Origin of the sequence: Streptomyces sp. NPDC060232, assembly GCF_042726555.1 — a bacterium.
Lineage (GTDB): Bacteria > Actinomycetota > Actinomycetes > Streptomycetales > Streptomycetaceae > Streptomyces.
Genome location: NZ_JBHXAG010000008.1, coordinates 218,771 through 235,724, shown reverse-complemented (window position 1 = coordinate 235,724; position 16,954 = coordinate 218,771). Strand labels below are relative to the sequence as shown.

Annotated in this window: 13 protein-coding genes, 1 tRNA gene and 2 pseudogenes; 8 read left to right on the top strand and 8 right to left on the bottom strand. The window is 73.2% G+C overall.

Features of this window, described 5'->3' with window-relative positions:
• Positions 1-114 precede the first annotated feature (114 nt).
• Positions 115-1,938 (bottom strand): AMP-dependent synthetase/ligase, encoded by a 1,824-nt coding sequence (locus tag ACFWFZ_RS14760; RefSeq protein WP_387121868.1) that lies wholly within the window; start codon positions 1,936-1,938, stop codon positions 115-117.
• A gap of 268 nt (positions 1,939-2,206) precedes the next feature.
• On the bottom strand, positions 2,207-3,058 hold the full coding sequence (locus tag ACFWFZ_RS14755; RefSeq protein WP_387121865.1) for a LysR family transcriptional regulator: 852 nt from the start codon (positions 3,056-3,058) through the stop codon (positions 2,207-2,209).
• Positions 3,059-3,224: 166 nt separating this feature from the next.
• Here ACFWFZ_RS14755 and ACFWFZ_RS14750 point away from each other — a divergent pair, with 166 nt between their 5' ends.
• The 3 genes from ACFWFZ_RS14750 to ACFWFZ_RS14740 are packed head-to-tail and all read left to right on the top strand — an operon-like array spanning position 3,225 to position 5,174.
• Complete coding sequence (locus ACFWFZ_RS14750; protein WP_387121862.1) at positions 3,225-4,241, top strand: bile acid:sodium symporter family protein; 1,017 nt, start codon at positions 3,225-3,227, stop codon at positions 4,239-4,241.
• A 34-nt stretch (positions 4,242-4,275) separates the two neighbouring features.
• A complete protein-coding gene (locus ACFWFZ_RS14745; protein ID WP_387121859.1) occupies positions 4,276-4,710 on the top strand; it encodes a (2Fe-2S) ferredoxin domain-containing protein in 435 nt (144 codons plus the stop codon).
• A gap of 35 nt (positions 4,711-4,745) precedes the next feature.
• A complete protein-coding gene (locus tag ACFWFZ_RS14740) occupies positions 4,746-5,174 on the top strand; it encodes a hypothetical protein (protein ID WP_387121856.1) in 429 nt (142 codons plus the stop codon).
• Here ACFWFZ_RS14740 and fdhD read toward each other — a convergent pair.
• Positions 5,164-5,991, bottom strand: coding sequence for a formate dehydrogenase accessory sulfurtransferase FdhD (fdhD, locus tag ACFWFZ_RS14735; protein ID WP_387121853.1), 828 nt, complete (start codon positions 5,989-5,991; stop codon positions 5,164-5,166). The two genes, ACFWFZ_RS14740 and fdhD, sit on opposite strands and share 11 nt — an antisense overlap.
• Positions 5,992-6,198: 207 nt before the next feature.
• Here fdhD and ACFWFZ_RS14730 point away from each other — a divergent pair, with 207 nt between their 5' ends.
• Entirely contained in the window at positions 6,199-7,140 is a 942-nt protein-coding gene (locus ACFWFZ_RS14730) for a beta-ketoacyl-ACP synthase III (RefSeq protein WP_387121850.1), read from the top strand.
• Here the strand turns inward: ACFWFZ_RS14730 and ACFWFZ_RS14725 are convergent.
• On the bottom strand, positions 7,127-8,326 hold the full coding sequence (locus tag ACFWFZ_RS14725; protein ID WP_387121847.1) for a low temperature requirement protein A: 1,200 nt from the start codon (positions 8,324-8,326) through the stop codon (positions 7,127-7,129). The two genes, ACFWFZ_RS14730 and ACFWFZ_RS14725, sit on opposite strands and share 14 nt — an antisense overlap.
• A 279-nt stretch (positions 8,327-8,605) precedes the next feature.
• Between ACFWFZ_RS14725 and ACFWFZ_RS14720 the strand changes: the two genes are divergently transcribed.
• Positions 8,606-8,693: transfer RNA gene (locus tag ACFWFZ_RS14720), tRNA-Leu, on the top strand.
• A gap of 399 nt (positions 8,694-9,092) precedes the next feature.
• Here ACFWFZ_RS14720 and ACFWFZ_RS14715 read toward each other — a convergent pair.
• A pseudogene (locus tag ACFWFZ_RS14715) lies at positions 9,093-9,803 on the bottom strand (IclR family transcriptional regulator C-terminal domain-containing protein); the annotation flags it as partial.
• Between the two features lie 797 nt (positions 9,804-10,600).
• A complete protein-coding gene (locus ACFWFZ_RS14710; protein WP_387121844.1) occupies positions 10,601-11,248 on the bottom strand; it encodes a sigma factor-like helix-turn-helix DNA-binding protein in 648 nt (215 codons plus the stop codon).
• A gap of 370 nt (positions 11,249-11,618) precedes the next feature.
• On the opposite strand from ACFWFZ_RS14710, the pseudogene metG reads away from it, so the two are divergent.
• The 3 genes and pseudogenes from metG to ACFWFZ_RS14695 form a co-directional block, all read left to right on the top strand.
• Positions 11,619-13,352 (top strand): annotated as a pseudogene (gene metG, locus ACFWFZ_RS14705) (methionine--tRNA ligase); the annotation flags it as partial.
• A 334-nt stretch (positions 13,353-13,686) separates the two neighbouring features.
• Positions 13,687-14,274, top strand: a complete 588-nt coding sequence (locus tag ACFWFZ_RS14700) for a hypothetical protein (protein ID WP_387121841.1) — start codon at positions 13,687-13,689, stop codon at positions 14,272-14,274.
• Between the two features lie 97 nt (positions 14,275-14,371).
• Positions 14,372-15,148, top strand: coding sequence for a hypothetical protein (locus ACFWFZ_RS14695; RefSeq protein WP_387121838.1), 777 nt, complete (start codon positions 14,372-14,374; stop codon positions 15,146-15,148).
• A gap of 76 nt (positions 15,149-15,224) precedes the next feature.
• Here the strand turns inward: ACFWFZ_RS14695 and ACFWFZ_RS14690 are convergent, their stop codons facing one another.
• Both ACFWFZ_RS14690 and ACFWFZ_RS14685 read right to left on the bottom strand, forming a co-directional pair.
• Positions 15,225-16,394 carry an MAB_1171c family putative transporter gene (locus tag ACFWFZ_RS14690; RefSeq protein ID WP_387121835.1) on the bottom strand — a complete coding sequence of 390 codons (1,170 nt, stop codon included), beginning with the start codon at positions 16,392-16,394 and terminating at the stop codon, positions 15,225-15,227.
• The gene (locus ACFWFZ_RS14685; protein ID WP_387121832.1) at positions 16,391-16,948 is read right to left on the bottom strand and encodes a toxin-antitoxin system, toxin component; all 558 of its coding nucleotides are present in this window, start codon (positions 16,946-16,948) and stop codon (positions 16,391-16,393) included. Before ACFWFZ_RS14685 ends, ACFWFZ_RS14690 begins: the two co-directional genes overlap by 4 nt.
• Between the last annotated feature and the right edge of the window lie 6 nt (positions 16,949-16,954).

Sequence of the window (16,954 nt, the reverse complement as noted above, 5' to 3'; positions counted from 1 at the left end):
CCTCGCGTCGGAATCCCCGCATTCTGTGGGCGACCTGACGGATCGTCAATATCGATGGCGGGTTGGAGTGACGAACCGTCAGGTGCAGTGCTACGGATCCTCCGGATCCGCCGCTCACGTCTGGTAGAGCGCCGCGACCTCCTTCTCGTACGCCTTCTCGATCGCCCGGCGCTTGAGCTTCAGCGAGGGGGTCAGCAGCCCCCGCTCCTCCGTGAACTGCTCGGCCAGCACCCGGAAGGCGCGGATCGCCTCCGCCTGCGACACCAGGGTGTTGGCGGCCACCACCGCCCGGCGGACCTCCGCCGTCAGCTCCGGGTCGCTCACCAGGTCCGCGGCCGGTATCTGCGGCCTGCCGCGCATCGACAGCCAGTGCGCTATCCCCTCCGTGTCCAGCGTGAGCAGCGCCGCGATGTACGGCCGGTCGTTGCCCACCAGAACACACTGCGCCACCAGCGGATGCGAACGGACCCGCTCCTCCAGCGCCGCCGGGGCGACGCTCTTGCCGTTGGACGTCACGAGGATGTCCTTCTTGCGCCCGGTGATGACCAGGTAGCCGTCCTCGTCCAGCCGCCCCAGGTCCCCGGTCGCCAGCCAGCCGCCCCGCAGCACAGCCTCCGTGGACCGGGGGTCGCCCAGATACCCGGCGAAGATGTGCCCGCCGTGCAGCCAGACCTCCCCGTCGTCCGCGATGTGCACCGTGCTGCCCGGGATCGGCCGGCCCACCGTCCCGTACTTCGTCGCCTCCGGGGGGTTCGCCGTGGCCGCCGCGCAGGACTCGGTCAGCCCGTAGCCCTCGAACACCGTGATCCCGGCGCCGTCGAAGAACAGCCCGAGGCGGCGCGACATCGCCGACCCGCCCGACATGGCGTACCGCACCCGCCCGCCCATCGCCTCGCGGACCTTCCCGTACACGAGCTTCTCGAAGAGCTGGTGTTCCATCCGCAGCGTCGCCGAAGGGCCCGGCCCGGTCCCGAAGGCCCTCCGCTCCCGCGCCTCCGCGTACCGCACGGCCGTCTCCACGGCCCGGTCGAAGGGCCCCGTACGCCCCTCCGCCTCCGCCTTGCGGCGGGCGGCGGCGAAGACCTTCTCGAAGACGTACGGGACGCCGAGCACGAAGGTCGGACGGAACGCCGCGAGGTCCGGCATCAGCTCGGCCGCCGCCAGCACCGGCTGGTGCCCCAGCTTGACCCGTGCCCGGACGGCCGCCACCTCCACCATCCGCCCGAAGACGTGGGCCAGCGGCAGGAACAGCAGAGTCGACGGCGGGTCGCCCTGCCTGCCCTGGAACACGGACTCCCAGCGGGCCACCAGGGTGTCGGCCTCGTACATGAAGTTGGCGTGCGTCAGCACGCACCCCTTGGGGCGGCCGGTGGTCCCGGAGGTGTAGATGACCGTGGCCGTCGCGTCGGGCGTCACCGCGCCGCGATGGCGGTGCACGACGTCCTCGGCGACCGAGCGGCCGTCCTCGACGAGCGCGTCCACGGCCCCGGCGTCCAACTGCCACAGCCGTCTCAGGTGGGGGAGCCGGTCGATGACCGAACCCACCGTCATCGCCTGGTCCTCGTTCTCCACCACACAGGCCGTGCAGTCGGTGTCGTAGAGGATCCAGTGCACCTGCTCGGTGGAGGACGTCGGGTAGACGGGGACGGGCTGGGCGCCGATCGCCCACAGGGCGAAGTCGAACAGCGTCCACTCGTACCGGGTGCGTGACATGACCGCCACCCGGTCCCCGAAGCGCACCCCCTGGGCCAGCAGTCCCTTGGCGAGCGCCAGCACCTCGGCCGCCAGCTCGCCGGACGTCACGTCCCGCCACACCCCGTCGGTCTTCCGGCCCAGGACCACCCTGCCCGGCTCCTCCCGGGCGTGCTGGAAGACGACGTCGGCCAGGCCGCCGACGGGCGCGCCCATGACGACCGGTGGGACGGTGATCTCGCGCAAGGCCCCGCTCCTCTCCGCGCGCCGCGGTGAACGTACCTCAGTGTCAAGGGGGGTAGCTCGGCGTTCGGACACCTCCACAAGACCTCCCCAGTGATCACGTTGTTCTCGCCGCTGAGGTGCGGGTCGAGGGCGCGGGCGGCCCGGCGTGCGCCCGGGGGTCACCCCCGCACGCCGGTACGCGTAGCGGCGGTGCGCGGTGCGCGGTGCTCATCCCGTACACGTCGTGGCGGTGTGCGGTGTGCGGTGTGCGGTGCGTGGTGTGCGGTGCTCATCCGGTGCGGGTGAGCCGGTCCGCGCCCGCGAGGACCGCCGCCGCCAGGGCCTCGGCGGCGGGCGACGCGCGCGGCCCCCGCACCAGGGCGAACTCCACGGGCCCCAGGTCGGGCAGCCCGCCGACCCTCACCAGGCCCGGCGGGATCAGCCCCCGCGTGTGCGCCATCACGCCCAGTCCGGCACGGGCGGCCGCGACCAGACCGCTCAGGCTGCCGCTCGTGCACGCGAACCGCCACGCCCGGCCGTCCCGTTCGAGCACCTCCAGGGCCCGCGCCCGGGTGATGCCCGGCGGCGGGAAGACGATCAGCGGGACCGGGCGCTCGGGATCCACCCGCAGCCCCTCCGCGCCGATCCACACCATCCGGTCCCGCCAGACCAGGCGGCCCCGCTCGTCGCCCGGCCCCCTCCGCTTCGCCAGCACCAGGTCGAGCCGCCCCGCGTCCAGCCGTTCGTGCAGCGTGCCCGACAGCTCCACCGACAGTTCGAGTTCCACCTCGGGGTGCTCGTGCCGGAAGCCCTCCAGGATCTCCGGGAGCCGCGACAGCACGAAGTCCTCCGAGGCCCCGAACCGCAGCCGCCCCCGCAGCCGCGTCCCCGTGAAGAAGGAAGCCGCCCGCTCGTGCGCCTCCAGGATCGTCCGCGCGAAGCCGAGCATCGCCTCGCCGTCCTCCGTCAGCTCCACGCTGTGCGTGTCCCGCAGGAACAGCGGCCGCCCGGTCGCCTCCTCCAGCCGCCGCACGTGCTGGCTGACCGTGGACTGCCGTACGCCCAGACGCCCCGCGGCCTGCGTGAAGCTCAGCGTCTGGGCCACCGTGAGGAACGTACGCAACTGCACCGGGTCGTACATCCCACCATCGTAGGGCGCGCTCATCGCGATCCGTGATGACAGTGAGAGCGGTGTACGGGTTTCCCGATCACCGCGGCGGCCCGACCATGAAGGGACCAAGAGCAAGCCCACCCGGTCACACCCGGCCGGAGTCCCGCCCGTTCCGACAGCGAGTGAGCACCTGCGCATGCGCCGCCCCCACCTCCCCGCCCGGCTCCCCCTGGACCCGTACGTCCTGGCCCTGCTCGGCACCGTCGGCCTCGCCTCCCTCCTGCCCGCCCGCGGCGCGGCCGCCACGGCAGCCGGCACCGCCTCCACCGCGGCCGTGGCCCTGCTCTTCTTCCTCTACGGCGCCCGACTCTCCACCCGCGAGGCACTCGACGGCCTGCGCCACTGGCGGCTCCACCTCACCGTCCTCGGCTGCACCTTCCTGCTCTTCCCGGCCCTCGGCCTGGCCCTGCGCGCCCTCGCCCCCGGCCTCCTGCCGCCCGCGCTCCAGAGCGGCCTGCTCTTCCTGTGCCTGGTCCCCTCGACCGTCCAGTCCTCCATCGCCTTCACCTCGATCGCCCGCGGCAACGTCCCCGCCGCCATCTGCGCAGGATCCTTCTCCAGCCTGGCCGGCATCGTGCTCACCCCGCTGCTCGCGGCCGCCCTGCTCGGCGGCCACACGGGCGGCTTCTCCCTCGACTCCCTCCTCAGGATCACCCTCCAGCTCCTCCTGCCCTTCCTCCTGGGCCGCGCCCTGCGCCGCTGGGTCGGCGGCTTCCTCACCCGGCACAGGAAAACCCTCGGACACGTCGACCGCGGCTCCATCCTGCTCGTCGTCTACACCGCCTTCAGCGCGGGCATGGTGGGGGGCATCTGGCAGCAGGTCAGCCCGCCGCGCCTCGGCGCGCTGGTGGTCGTGGAGGCCGTGCTCCTCGCGGTCATGCTGCTCGTCACCTGGTACGGCGCGGCACGCCTCGGCTTCGGCCGCGAGGACCGCATCGCCATCCAGTTCGCCGGGTCGAAGAAGAGCCTGGCCGCCGGACTCCCCATGGCCAGCGTGCTGTTCGGGGCCCAGGCCGGCCTCGCCGTGCTCCCGCTGATGCTCTTCCACCAGATGCAGCTGATGGTCTGCGCCGTCATCGCGCGGCGCCGCGCCGGCGACCCGCTGCCCGAACTCCCCGCCGACCGTGTGGCGGAGGTCTCCCGTACGGCCTGATCGACAAGATCCCGAGGCCCGGTAACGTACGGTGGTGACCTGGATACGCCCGCTCGGCGCCCACGCCGAACGCCCCTGCACCCTGGTGGTCTGCCGCGGCTGCTGCTGCGGAGACCCCCGCAAGAACCCCGGCTCCGACCACGCGGGCCAGCTCGCCCGGCTGCGCGAGGCAGCGACCGCGTCCGGGGGCCGCCTCGCCGTCCGTACGAGCGACTGCCTCGGCCCGTGCGCCCAGGCCAACGTCATCGTGGTGCAGCCCACCACCGAGGCCCGCCGCCGGGGCGCCCGCGCGGTGTGGTTCGGCTGGGCCCTCGACGACACCGCCACCGACGAGATCATCGCCTGGGCCGAATCCGGCGGCCCGGGCTCCACCCCGCTCCCGGCCACCCTGGACCTCCACCGCATCGACCCGCCGACCCCGAAGCCGCCCGCCGACGCCGGGCGCCGCTCCCGCCGGGGGCGGCGCTGACGCGCGACCACAACCTGGCGCGCGCGGTCTGCATCGTGCTCAGCGTGCTGTTCGGCCTGCTGCTCCTGCTGTACCTGGCCTTCGGCCAGTGGGTCGGCGAATCCTCCCCTCCGCTGACGGAGAAGGACGTCGTCGGCACCTGGCACGGTGACCGCGGAGCCCGGCTGGAGGTGATGGCCGACGGCCGGGCCCGCCTCTCGGACACTTCGGGCTGGAAGTGCGCCGGGGGCGGGGAGCCCGGCGAGGGCAGCTGGACCCTCGACCAGCTGCCCGACGAGGACCCGGGGATCCGGGTCCGGTTCAGCCCCGACGGGACGCCCGCGGCGCAAGGGTGCAATGACTGGTTCACGCTCCACGGCACCGGCACGGAGGGCGCGGCGGGCGGCGGCAGCGAGGTGTGGGCCACCTTCCTCAGCAGCGCGGGCGGCGGCGCGGAACGCTTCCGGCGCACCGCTACAGGGTGATCCGCTCCTCGCCCGCGTAGATGTTCATGTCCGGACCCCGCAGGAAACCGACCAGGGTCATGCCCGACTCCACCGCCAGGTCCACCGCCAGCGAGGACGGCGCGGAGACCGCCGCCAGCACCGGCATGCCCGCCATCACGGCCTTCTGCGCCAGCTCGAAGGAGGCCCGGCCCGACACCAGCAGGACCGCGCCCGTCAGCGGGAGCCGTCCCGCCTGCAGCGCCCGCCCGACGATCTTGTCCACCGCGTTGTGCCGGCCCACGTCCTCGCGCAGGTCGAGCAGCTCCCCGTCCGCGGTGAACAGCCCCGCCGCGTGCAGGCCGCCCGTACGGTCGAAGACCTTCTGGGCCGCGCGCAGCCGGTCCGGCAGGCCGGCCAGGACCTCCGCGGGCACCCGTACCGGGTCGGTGGCGACCCCGGGGAAACGGGACGCCGTACGGACCGCGTCCAGACTGGCCTTTCCGCACAGGCCGCAGGACGAGGTGGTGTAGACGTTCCGCTCCAGCGTGATGTCCGGCACCGGCACCCCGGCGGCCAGCTGCACGTTGACGACGTTGTAGGTGTTCGACCCGTCCTCCGTCGCCCCCTCGCAGTAGGTGACGGCCTGGACCTCCGACGCCGCGCCGAGCACCCCCTCGCTCACCAGGAAGCCCACCGCCAGGGCGAAGTCGTCACCCGGCGTACGCATCGTGATGGCCAGCGGCCGGCCGTTCAGCCGTATCTCCAGCGGCTCCTCGGCCACTAGGGTGTCCGGGCGGACACCCGCCCCGCCGTTCCGGATCCGGACGACGCGACGGCGCTCGGTGACCCGTCCCATGGTGATCAGCCCACCCCTTCTGTTTCTCGCCGATGCCCGACCGTACCCATTCTCGCGGTTCCGCATCCGACCAGGTCCCGGGCAGGGAGCTCCTCGGGAAGCTCCAAAATCCGGTGCCTGAATCCTGTCGGGTCACACGCACACGTACCCATCGGTAGCAGGCAAAGCTGGGTGATCCTGACTTGCCTACGAGGGGGGATCCCGCCCATGACCGGTTCACGCGTGGTGGCGCTAGGGCACTACCAGCCCGCGAGAGTGCTCACCAACGAGGACCTCGCGGCCATGGTCGACACCACCGACGAGTGGATCCGGTCCCGCGTCGGCATCCGCACCCGCCACGTCGCCGGCCCGGACGAGCCGGTGGACGAGCTGGCCTACCACGCGGCCGGAAAGGCGCTGGCCGGTGCCGGCCTGACCCCGGACGACATCGACCTCGTCCTGGTCGCCACCTCCACCGCGATCGACCGCTCGCCCAACATGGCAGCGCGCGTCGCCGCGAAGCTCGGCATGGGCGGCAGCCCCGCCGTCATGGACCTCAACGTCGTCTGCTCGGGCTTCACCCATGCCCTGGCCACGGCCGACCACGCCATCCGGGCCGGCTCCGCCACGCGAGCCCTGGTCATCGGCGCCGACAAGATGACCGAGATCACCGACTGGTCCGACCGCACCACCTGCGTTCTCACCGGCGACGGCGCGGGCGCGGCCGTCGTCGAGGCCTGCGAGCAGCCGGGCATCGGCCCGGTGCTGTGGGGTTCGGTCCCGGAGATGGGCAACGCGGTCCGCATCGAGGGCTCGCCGCCGGTCTTCGCCCAGGAGGGCCAGTCCGTCTACCGCTGGACCACCAGCCAGCTCCCGCCGCTCGCCCGCAAGGTGTGCGAGAAGGCCGGCGTCACCCCGGAGGAGCTGGCCGCGGTCGTCCTCCACCAGGCGAACCTGCGCATCATCGAGCCGCTCGCCGCCAGGATCGGCGCGGTCAACGCCGTCGTCGCCCGTGACGTCGTCGAATCCGGCAACACCTCCGCGGCCAGCATCCCCATGGCCCTGTCGAAGCTGGTCCAGCGGGGCGAGATCCCCTCGGGCGCCCCCGTCCTCCTCTTCGGCTTCGGCGGCAACCTCTCCTACGCCGGCCAGGTCATCAGCTGCCCGTGACGCTCTCGGTGGCCGTTCCCCGCGCCTGCCCGGCTTGGGAGCGGCCCCCCTCGGCGACCACCGCGCAGACCAGGACGGCCGCCAGTGCCACCAGCTGGCCCGCTCCCGTCCAGCCGGTCCCCACGGGCACCGTGGCGAGCGCGAGCACCAGGGCCGTCGCGCGGTAGCGGGCCGGCCCGAGGCCCAGCACCCCGCGGAAGACCAGGTTCCCGGCCAGATAGAGGGCGACCCCGCCGGCCAGCGCAACGGCGGGGCCGGTGTGCAGGTGCTCTCCGAGGTGCCCGATGGTCTTCTTCACACCGGCCGCGAAGACGGCGATGCCCAGCAGCACCGGCAGGAACGCGTAGTAGTACGCGGCCATCGCCAGCTTGAACCGCCGGTCCGGCGGGGTCTGCGCGAAGACCTCCTCGGCCCGGCCCTCGTCGCGCACGAAGTACATCCACCACATCGCGGACGCGATCGTGAGCGCCAGGAACGCGCCGCCCGCGATGCCGGCGGACAGGGGCAGTGAGCCCACCCCGATGCCGATCGCGATCACGGACTCGCCGAAGACGATGATCAGCAGCAGGCCGTGCCGCTCCACCAGGTGCGCCGCGTTCATCCCGCCGAGCTGGTCGCCGACCGTCTGCTCGGGCACCTCGGGCACCTCGGGCACCTCGGGCTCCGCCGCGGCCCCGCTCGCCGCGACCCGCTGCACGACCACCGGCGTCACGAACTGCAGCAGCAGCGCCAGCAGCCACAGTCCCCAGGCCGGCTGCCCGTCGAAGAACCCGGCGGCCGTCACCGCCAGGGCGCACAGCACGTTGGGCAGCGCGAACCACAGCACCCCGCGGCCGTGCGCCTGCGTGAACAGCACGCCGTGCACCACCACGACCAGCAGGTACCCCAGGCCGAAGGCGACACCGCCCGCCCCGAAGGCGGTGGGCACGGCCAGCGCGCACACCAGGAACGCGCCCATGGCCAGCATGAGCAGCACGCGCCGGGCGGTCCGGTCCGGCGGTACCTGGTTGGTCAGGTGCGCGTAGCCCCCGTACATCCAGAACAGCACGGTGAAGATGAGCACGACCTGCCCCGCGCCCCGCGGGCTCAGGTCGTCCGCCAGCAGCACCGTCAACTGCGTGATGGTGAAGACGAAGACGAGGTCGAAGAACAGCTCCAGCGTGCTGACGCGGTGCTCGGTTTCCATGCGCGGCTCCCCCCGGATGTGTGCGCAGCCATCCGACCGCCCCGGGCCCGCCGCTGTCCAGCCGGATGCCGACATCCGGGGGCCCGACGAGGCCCGCCCGGCCCGTGCCGCGAGGGGCCCCGAGCGCGGCGAGACGGCCCGTCTTGTCGACCCTGGCGAGACATGCCCGCAGGTCAGCCCGGCGTGGCGGACCGCGGCCGCCCGGATAAGTGGTCGGAGACCCGCCGATCCTTTGCTATTGTTGTCCATGTCGCCGCGGGAAACCGGGGCCGACCACCGGTCCGGGTGGCGGAATGGCAGACGCGCTAGCTTGAGGTGCTAGTGCCCTTTATCGGGCGTGGGGGTTCAAGTCCCCCCTCGGACACCAGCAAGAGCCCCACACGTCGTGTGGGGCTCTTCGTGTTGCTCCGGCGTGTTCCCCCGCTCACGTACCCAGGACCACCAGCCCTGTCGGGCGGGTCAGGCTGCCCGGGGCGACCGAGGTGAAGGTGTGGGGGAGGGACAGGCGGGGTGCGTCGCCGGCCGGGGCCGCGTCGAAGAGGTAGGCCGCCCCGGCCGTGGTGTCGCTGACCAGGTGCGGGCCCTGGGGCGCCGCCGCGGCCTCGGCGAGCGGGGTGCGGAAGAGCCGCCGGAGGTGCCGCAGGGTCTCCGGGGTGACCGGCGCCCGCATCGGCTGGGCCTGGGCCGGCGGCCGCGGTTCGGGCCGGTGGGGTGCGGGGCCGGGCTCGACCGCCGCGGCCGCGGCGTCCGGGGGGATCGCCCCGGTCAGGAGCAGGGCGAGGAGGACCGGTACGGCCTTGCGGCGCAGCGTCTCGGTGGCCGAGCGCAGCCGGTGGGCGTGGGTCGCGGGCAGCGACAGCGCGAGGCTCCCCGCGGCGCCGCCCGCGGCGATGGGAACGGCCGAGCAGACGACCCCGGGGGCGTATTCGAGCAGGTCGAAGACGGGCGCGCCCGGGGCCACCGCGTCCAGCGCGGTGAACAGCGCCCGGCTGTCGGTGATGGTCTGCGGGGTGAGCCGCGCGGGCCGGTGCCGGGCCACGTGGTCGGCGCGGCGGTCGTGGTCCAGCTGCGTCAGCAGGCACTTGCCCACCGCGCTGGCATGCGCCGCGTCCCGGAAGTCCACCCACTCCCGGACCGGCGGGGTCGCCGGCCCGGCGGCCATCTGCGTGATGTGGACCTCGCCCCCCGCGTACCGGCTGAGGTACACGGCGGCGCCCGCGCTGTCCCGGGCCAGGGCCAGCGTGCGCTGGAGCTGCCCGGCCAGGCCGTGGCCGGCGAGCCGGTCCAGGGCCGGGCCGCGTCCGTACACCCCGGCCCCGGGCCGGTACGCGTACTCCTCCTCGCACAGCATCGCCAGGAGGGGCCGCAACTCCGCCTCGGCGAGGCCCGACTCCCGTGCCAGCTGGGCGGCCCGCACCCCCAGCGGGTGCTGCTCCAGGACGCGTACGACGGCCAGCGCGCGGCGGGCCTCCGCCAGCGCCTCGCCCGTACCGGCCTGTACGACGGTCCCGCGGGCCGCGGCCGTCAGCGCGGGGTGGCGCAGCGGCCCGGTGCCGGGCCGGGCCGCCGCCGTCGGCGCGACGACCGGCCCGGGCGGCGGCTGCAGGAAGGCGTCCAGCGTGCGCGACAGCCCGGCCCTCGGCAACGGCACCGGGCCCAGGTCGGGGTCCTCGCACTGGTCGACGTAGCGCAGGACGGCGGCCTGCGCGCACAGCCGGACCTCGCGCAGGTCCCGTCGGCCGCCCGGCCGGAAGCCGCGGCGGCCCAGCTCGCGCGCCCAGTGCCGGGCGTCGTGGTGCTCGCCGCGCCGGGAGTGGTCGAGGAAGAGGCAGTAGGCGGCCGCGGCGGCCTTCGCGCTTCCGGACGCGGCGGCGAACTGCCACCAGAACCGGGCGCCTTCGCGCATCCCGGCGAGGTGCAGCAGGCAGCCGAAGACGACGGCGCCGGACAGGTCGGTGCGCAGGCGGGCGAAGGAGTCCAGGTGCGCCGCCGCATCGGGCTCGCACACGGAGGCCAGGCAGATCGCCTTGAGGTCGCGCCGGGCCCGCTCGGCGTCGAGCGGGCGGTCCCGGACCGGGTCGCTCCAGCCGTGGGCTGCGTGGCGCCGGGCGCGGTGCGGGAAGGACGGGTGCGGTGTGGCGCGCAGCAGCCGGGCCTCGGCCGCGCCGAGGTCGTAGTGGCGGTAGCGGTCGCGGACGCCCGCCCGCGCGAGGAACTCGGCCAGTGAGCGCGGTGCCGGGTCGCTGTCCGCCCGCTCAAGCCGGTCGCGGCGCCTCATGAGCCGGCTGGTTCGGATGGATCGGCTGCTCCGGCCGGTTCCGCCGGATCCGCGGCCGTGTCGAGCAGCCGGGCGAGGCGCCGATGGGCCTGGCCGAGGTAGGAGCTGACCGTGGCCTCGTCGACGCCCATCACGGAGGCCGCCTCACCGGGGGTGCACTGGAGCCCGTAGCGCAGGAGCACGGCGTCGCGCTGGCGTTCGACGAGGCGGGAGACGGCGGAGTAGAAGCGGATGGCGTCGGTCAGCACCTCGTACTGGTCGGCGTGCGCCTCCTTCAGCGCCGCCTCGAAGGCGCTGATGTCCATCGGCTCGGGCTCCTGCTGCCAGGGGTGGCGACGGTGCTGCCGTTCGACCAGGCAGTGCTTGAGCAGGGTCCACGCGTAGGCGTCCAGGCGGTCCATGTGGAGCATCCGCAGCCAGTCGCCCATGATCGAGTCGAAGGTGGCGTCCACCGCCTCCTCGGCCGCCGCGTCGGAACCCAGCTGCAGATACGCGAAGCGCATGTACGCAGGGCGCCGGTTGGCGTGGAAGGCCCAGTACGACAGGCGTGCCGTAGGGTCCCACTGGCTCATGGGAGTCGGCCGCCGGCGCCGACTCGGCAGTCCCACGGCCCCACCGGACTCCTCCAGTCCACCATCGCTCACCGCTCCACCTCCGCTCCACCTCGTCCCCTGGTGTGCAGAACAGGAAAGCAGCGCGGGCGCACTCGGGGGGCGCGGAGAAGAAAGCTGGGAAGCATTGCGTCGCCGATGATCGAACCGTGATCGGTCTCGATCACCCAGGGCTCCAGCCAGCACGTATGCATATGCCGTCTGCCGGTGCCGCCGCACCTCGGGTCCGGCGCGCCGCCGTCCCGCTGTACCATGGGGCCGATCGCGAGGGCCGTGACGCAGAGGTCACTGTCCTCGCTTTTGCGTTATGCCCACCCGGAACAAATGCGGCGCGTGGCCGATCGACGGTTCGATACGATGAACCACACTCACAGTCCGTGACGTCACGACGTACCGCACAGAGGAAATGGAGCATCCGAGGATGGCTCGACACCTGATCACCAGCGCGCTTCCGTACATCAACGGGATCAAGCACCTGGGCAACATGGTCGGGTCGATGCTTCCGGCGGATGTGTACTCCCGGTACCTCCGCCAGCGCGGCCACGACGTCCTCTACATCTGCGCCACCGACGAGCACGGCACCCCCGCCGAACTCGCCGCCAAGGAGGCCGGTCTCTCGGTCGCCGCGTTCTGCGCGCAGGCCCACGACGCCCAGAAGGCGGTCTACGACGGCTTCGAGCTGTCCTTCGAGTACTTCGGCCGCAGCTCCTCGGCGCAGAACCGCGAGATCACCCAGCACTTCGCGCGGCAGCTCCAGAAGAACGGCTTCATCGAGGAGCGCGCGATCCGGCAGGTCTACTCGCCCGCCGACGGCCGCTTCCTGCCGGACCGCTACGTCGAGGGCACCTGCCCGCACTGCGGCTACGACAAGGCCCGCGGCGACCAGTGCGAGAACTGCACCCGCGTCCTGGACCCCACGGACCTGATCGAGCCGCGCTCGGCCATCTCCGGCTCCACCGAGCTGGAGGTCCGCGAGACCAAGCACCTCTTCCTGCTGCAGTCCAAGCTCCAGCACGAGGTCGAGGCCTGGGTCGCCGAGCACGAGGAGGAGTGGCCGCAGCTGGCCTCCTCGATCGCCCGCAAGTGGCTGACCGAGGGCCTCCACGACCGCGCCATCACCCGCGACCTCGACTGGGGCGTCCCGGTGCCGGCCGACACCTGGCCCGACCTGGCGGCCGAGGGCAAGGTCTTCTACGTCTGGTTCGACGCCCCGATCGAGTACATCGCCTCGACCAAGGAGTGGGCCGACGCCGACCCGGCGAACCGCGACTACAGGTCCTGGTGGTACGAGGCCGAGGACGTCCGCTACACCCAGTTCATGGCCAAGGACAACGTCCCGTTCCACACGGTGATGTTCCCCGCCACCGAGCTGGGCACCCGCGAGCCGTGGAAGAAGGTCGACTACGTCAAGGCCTTCAACTGGCTGACGTACTACGGCGGGAAGTTCTCCACCTCGCAGAAGCGCGGCGTTTTCACCGACCAGGCGCTGGAGATCCTCCCGGCCGACTTCTGGCGCTACTTCCTCATCGCCAACGCCCCCGAGTCCGACGACTCGTCCTTCACCTGGGAGCACTTCGCCGCCACGGTCAACAAGGACCTCGGCGGCACCCTCGGCAACTTCGTCAACCGCGTACTGACCTTCTCCCGCAAGAAGTTCGGCGACGAGGTCCCGGCCGGCAGCCCCGCGGGCGAGGCCGAGGCGAAGCTCGGCGAGCAGATCGCCGAGCTGCTGGCCGAGTACGAGGGCCACATGGAGACCCTCCAGTACCGCAAGGCCGCGGCCGCGCTGCGCGCCCTGTGGTCCGCCGGCAACGCCTACCTCGACGAGAAGGCCCCCTGGCTGGAGGTCAAGACCGACCTCGACGCCGCCGCGCTCACCCTGCGCACCGCGATGAACCTCATCCACCTCTACTCGGTGGTCTCCGAGCCGTTCATCCCGGCCTCGGCGCGCGCCATGCGCTCGGCGTTCGCCCTCGCCGACGACACCGCGACCTGGGTGACCCCGGAGCAGGCCAAGGCCCTGGACGCGGTCCCGGCCGGCACCCCGTTCACCGTCCCGCCGGTGCTCTTCGCCCGGGTCACCGAGGAGGACCTGGAGTCCTACCGCGAGCGTTTCGGTGGCACCGAGGCGGGCTGACACACCCGTCCGACCGAAGGGGCGCGCCCACCGGGCGCGCCCCTTCGGCGTATCCGCCCACGGGCGTTGAGCCCCCGGTGCGGGGAGGGTGCCGACCGCCGTGTCGAACGGCGGCGAGGCGGCCGTCGCTGCCGACAACGCCCCGCGATCAGGCGGGCGTCGTCCCCCTCGGTCGGCGTGGCGCCATCATGCCGCGTCGCCATCCGGCCCGTGGGCCCCCCCGCACGGCGGCGGGATCTCCACCGTTCTGCGGTGCACCGCGTGTCGAAGCCGGGCCTTGATCGTTTCTTCAGGCGTAGCCCTCATGTCTGCGGCGGAATTGGGAGGACGCGCGGTGACCGCTTGGCAGTACTTCGCCGGTGCGGGGCTGGTGGCGGCGCTCTGTCCGCTCCACGGCCATGTGGCGGTCGCGGGCGACGGCCACGGCCGCGGGGCGCGCGTCGACCTGTGCGTGCCGGCCGGCCAGCCGAAGCGGCCCCACGTACCGGCTGCCGGCCGGCCCCCGGTGCGGGTCGCAGTGCCCGGCGCCGACGGGCCGACGGTGCGCCACCCCGGGCGGATCCCCGAGCCCGCCGGGGCGCGGCCCGCGGTGCCGGGGCTGCCCGGGCCGGCCGAGCCGCCGGCGGCCGTGGATCCCGCCGAGCCTCCCGCGGAGGCCGTGGCCGCGCCGGCCCAGCCGCCGCCGCCCGCGCCGGGGCCGCAGGAGGATGCCGGGCCGGCTCCGGCCGAAGCGGCCGCCCCGCCCCGGCCCAGGGCCGCCGCCGCGCCCGTGAGCGCCTTCCACGTGCGTCCGTACCGCTCTGTCGCCCTGCAGCGGCGCGGCCCGGGCGGCATGTCCACCGTGATGCTCATGGTCGTCGTCACCACACCGGCCGTACTCGCCGCCGCCGCGCTGCGCCCCCGAGGCAAGAGCCGCAGCTGACGCCGCACCTCCGCCCGCGCGCCCGTCCGTCGATACGCCCGTCCACCGCTCCGTCCGTCCACCGCTGCGCCCACCGATCCACACCGGGAGAATCCACGTGTCCGAATGGCTGGTCCTGGCCATCGCCATGGTGCTCGTCTGCGCCCTCGTCCTCGCCTTCACGGCGATCCGGCACCGCCGGGCCGCCGACGACGAGGACACCAGCGAAACCCCCGACGTCATCGAGTACATGACGATGATGGTGGGCGTGGTCTACGCGATCGTGCTGGGCCTGGCCATCGCGGGCGTCTGGGAGGCGCGCGGCGCCGCCGAGGACAGCGTGCGCCGGGAGGCCCAGGCGCTGTACGAGGTCACCCAGCGCGCCGACGTCTACCCGGCCGCCGTCCGCGACCGGATCCGCGGAGAGGTGGACGCCTACGTCTCCCACACCGTCGCCGTGGACTGGCCGCTGATGGCCTCCGGCGAGAGTGCGTCGGCCGAGGGCGGCGCGCTGCTCGGCAAGCTCCGCACCTCCGTCACCCACCAGAGCCCCACCACCGAGCTCCAGGCGCAGGCCTACCAGCCGCTGCTGGACCACATCGCCGCCGCCGACGAGGCCCGCCACTCGCGGACCCAGAGCTCGGAGTCGACGCTGCCGGGTGTGGTGTGGTTCGGTCTGCTGGTCGGCGGGGTGGTCACCGTCGGACTGATCTTCACACTGCAGATCCGGCGTTCCGGGCGGGAGCTGCTGCTGGCGGGCCTCTTCAGCGCGCTGATCGTGTTCCTGCTGTTCATGGTGTGGAGCTTCGACGCGCCGTACGGGCGGGACGGGATGGACTCGGCCGGGCCGTTCCAGGAGCTGTTCCCGGCGACCGCGGTGGCCGCGGCCCGCTGAGCGGGGCGGCGGCCGGTGTCCCTCGTACGGCGCCGGCCGCCCAGGCAGCCCTGGCGGCGCCCGCCGCGCCCGCCCGCTAGACCGTCACCTGCCGCCGGACCGCCTGCACCACCGGTGAACGCCGCAGGGCGTCGGAGATCCTCAGGAGGTCGCGCGGCCCGTCGGAGGCATCCATCAGGGTCTCCTCCTCCTCGCCGACGACCTTCCCTTCGGGGTCCGCCGAGCGGGCCCTTACGGCGGCCGCGACCATGGCGGCGTCGGCGATCGCGCGGGCGGTCTCCTCCTCGGCGCCGTCGGCGCGGGCGGTGGCGTAGGCGTCGTCGCGCAGGCCCCTGTCGAAGTAGGGGCCGAGGTGCAGGAACCCGTCGTGGATGTCGGACTCCCGCTGGATCACGCGCAGTTCCCCAGCCGTCCACCAGGCCATCTGCACGGAGGGCGTGCCGACCGGGGCGGAGATCTGCACCTCCTGCCACAGCGGGCCGAGCCGGCGGTATGCCGCCCAGGTCTGCCAGTGGTCCGAGAGGCGCTGGCAGACGAGCGGCACCACGAAGCCCATCGCGCTGATCAGCGCGCCCAGCGAGGCGAGGGGCGGGGCGACGTAGGTGCTCAGGTCGTCGAGGTCGTGGCCGAGCCAGCGGGCGACGACGGCGGACATCTTCGTGGCGTCGTAGCCGAGGTTGAAGAGGTAGCCGGCGACGATGATCATCAAGCCGATCCGCAGCCAGCCGCGCACCTGGAGCGACCAGCGCCAGCACAGGACCACCATCACCACGGCCGCCACGTGGTGCGCCAGCAGGTAGAGGGCGATCATGTGGCCGACGTAGGGCGTGTTCGCGTAGAAGGTGTCGAAGTCCCGCAGGCGTTCCTCGGGAGTCTCCCCGAGGGCGAACAGCACGATCAGGGCCACGATCACGATGCTGTAGCCGAGGATCCAGCGGCGTGAGACCCGCTTGGTCCGCTCGGGCGGCCCGCCCCGCCAGTTGACCATCAGGACCAGGCAGGAGGCGCTGAAGGCGGTGATCAGGCAGTACACCAGCGGGGCGGAGAAGTTGGCGATCCCGGTCCAGCGGTTGACCGCCGCGATGGTGGGCGGAGCGGCGAAGGAGAACACCGCCCCCGCCAGCGCCAGCAGGGCGACGACCGAGCGCAGGAGCGGATCGCGCCAGTTGTGCCGCAGGGCCGGCAGCTTGAAGGCGAGTGAGATCGCCATCGCCGCTGCCGGTATGTAGTAGTCCTCACCGGTCAACGGTCGTTCCTCAGTCCCCGGTAGCCGAGCGAGGCTTCGATCCGGCCGGCCAGGTCGTCGCGCTGGAAGGGAGCCCGATGGCCCGCCGACCCGGCCAGCCAGTTCCGGCAGCGGCTGCCCAGCAGTAAACCGAAGGTCTCGGCCTCGGTCTCCTCCTGGACGTCGGCGCGCGTGCGCGCGGCGACGCGGCGGACCGTCTCGCCGATGTCGGCCTCGTCGGACAGCAGCCGCGCGGCGACGGCGGCGCCGTCGACGTGGTGGCTGCAGTGGCCGGCCTTCATGTGCCACAGCTCGTGGCCCAGGATGACCAGTTGGTGGTCGGGTGCGGTGCGTTCCTCGATGACCACGAGATCGCGGTCCGCCATGTCGAGCCACAGACCGCTGGCCGTCCGGGGCGGGAACGCAGCCATCCGGAAGTCGACCCGGCGGCCGCGGTGTCTGCTCATGCCCTCACAGAGGGCAGCGTAGAGGTCCACGGGTTCCACGGGGGCGGTCAGCCGGATGCCGGCCACCAGCTCCCCGCACAACCGCCGCTGCTCTCTGCCTATGCTCACCGTTCT

What these genes read in the sequence shown, in the direction of transcription:
- ACFWFZ_RS14755 (WP_387121865.1), bottom strand. Translation starts at nt 3,058, where the DNA reads ATGTACGACCCGGTGCAGTTGCGTACGTTCCTCACGGTGGCCCAGACG.
- ACFWFZ_RS14750 (WP_387121862.1), top strand. Translation starts at nt 3,225, where the DNA reads ATGCGCCGCCCCCACCTCCCCGCCCGGCTCCCCCTGGACCCGTACGTC.
- fdhD (WP_387121853.1), bottom strand. Translation starts at nt 5,991, where the DNA reads ATGGGACGGGTCACCGAGCGCCGTCGCGTCGTCCGGATCCGGAACGGC.
- ACFWFZ_RS14730 (WP_387121850.1), top strand. Translation starts at nt 6,199, where the DNA reads ATGACCGGTTCACGCGTGGTGGCGCTAGGGCACTACCAGCCCGCGAGA.
- ACFWFZ_RS14725 (WP_387121847.1), bottom strand. Translation starts at nt 8,326, where the DNA reads ATGGAAACCGAGCACCGCGTCAGCACGCTGGAGCTGTTCTTCGACCTC.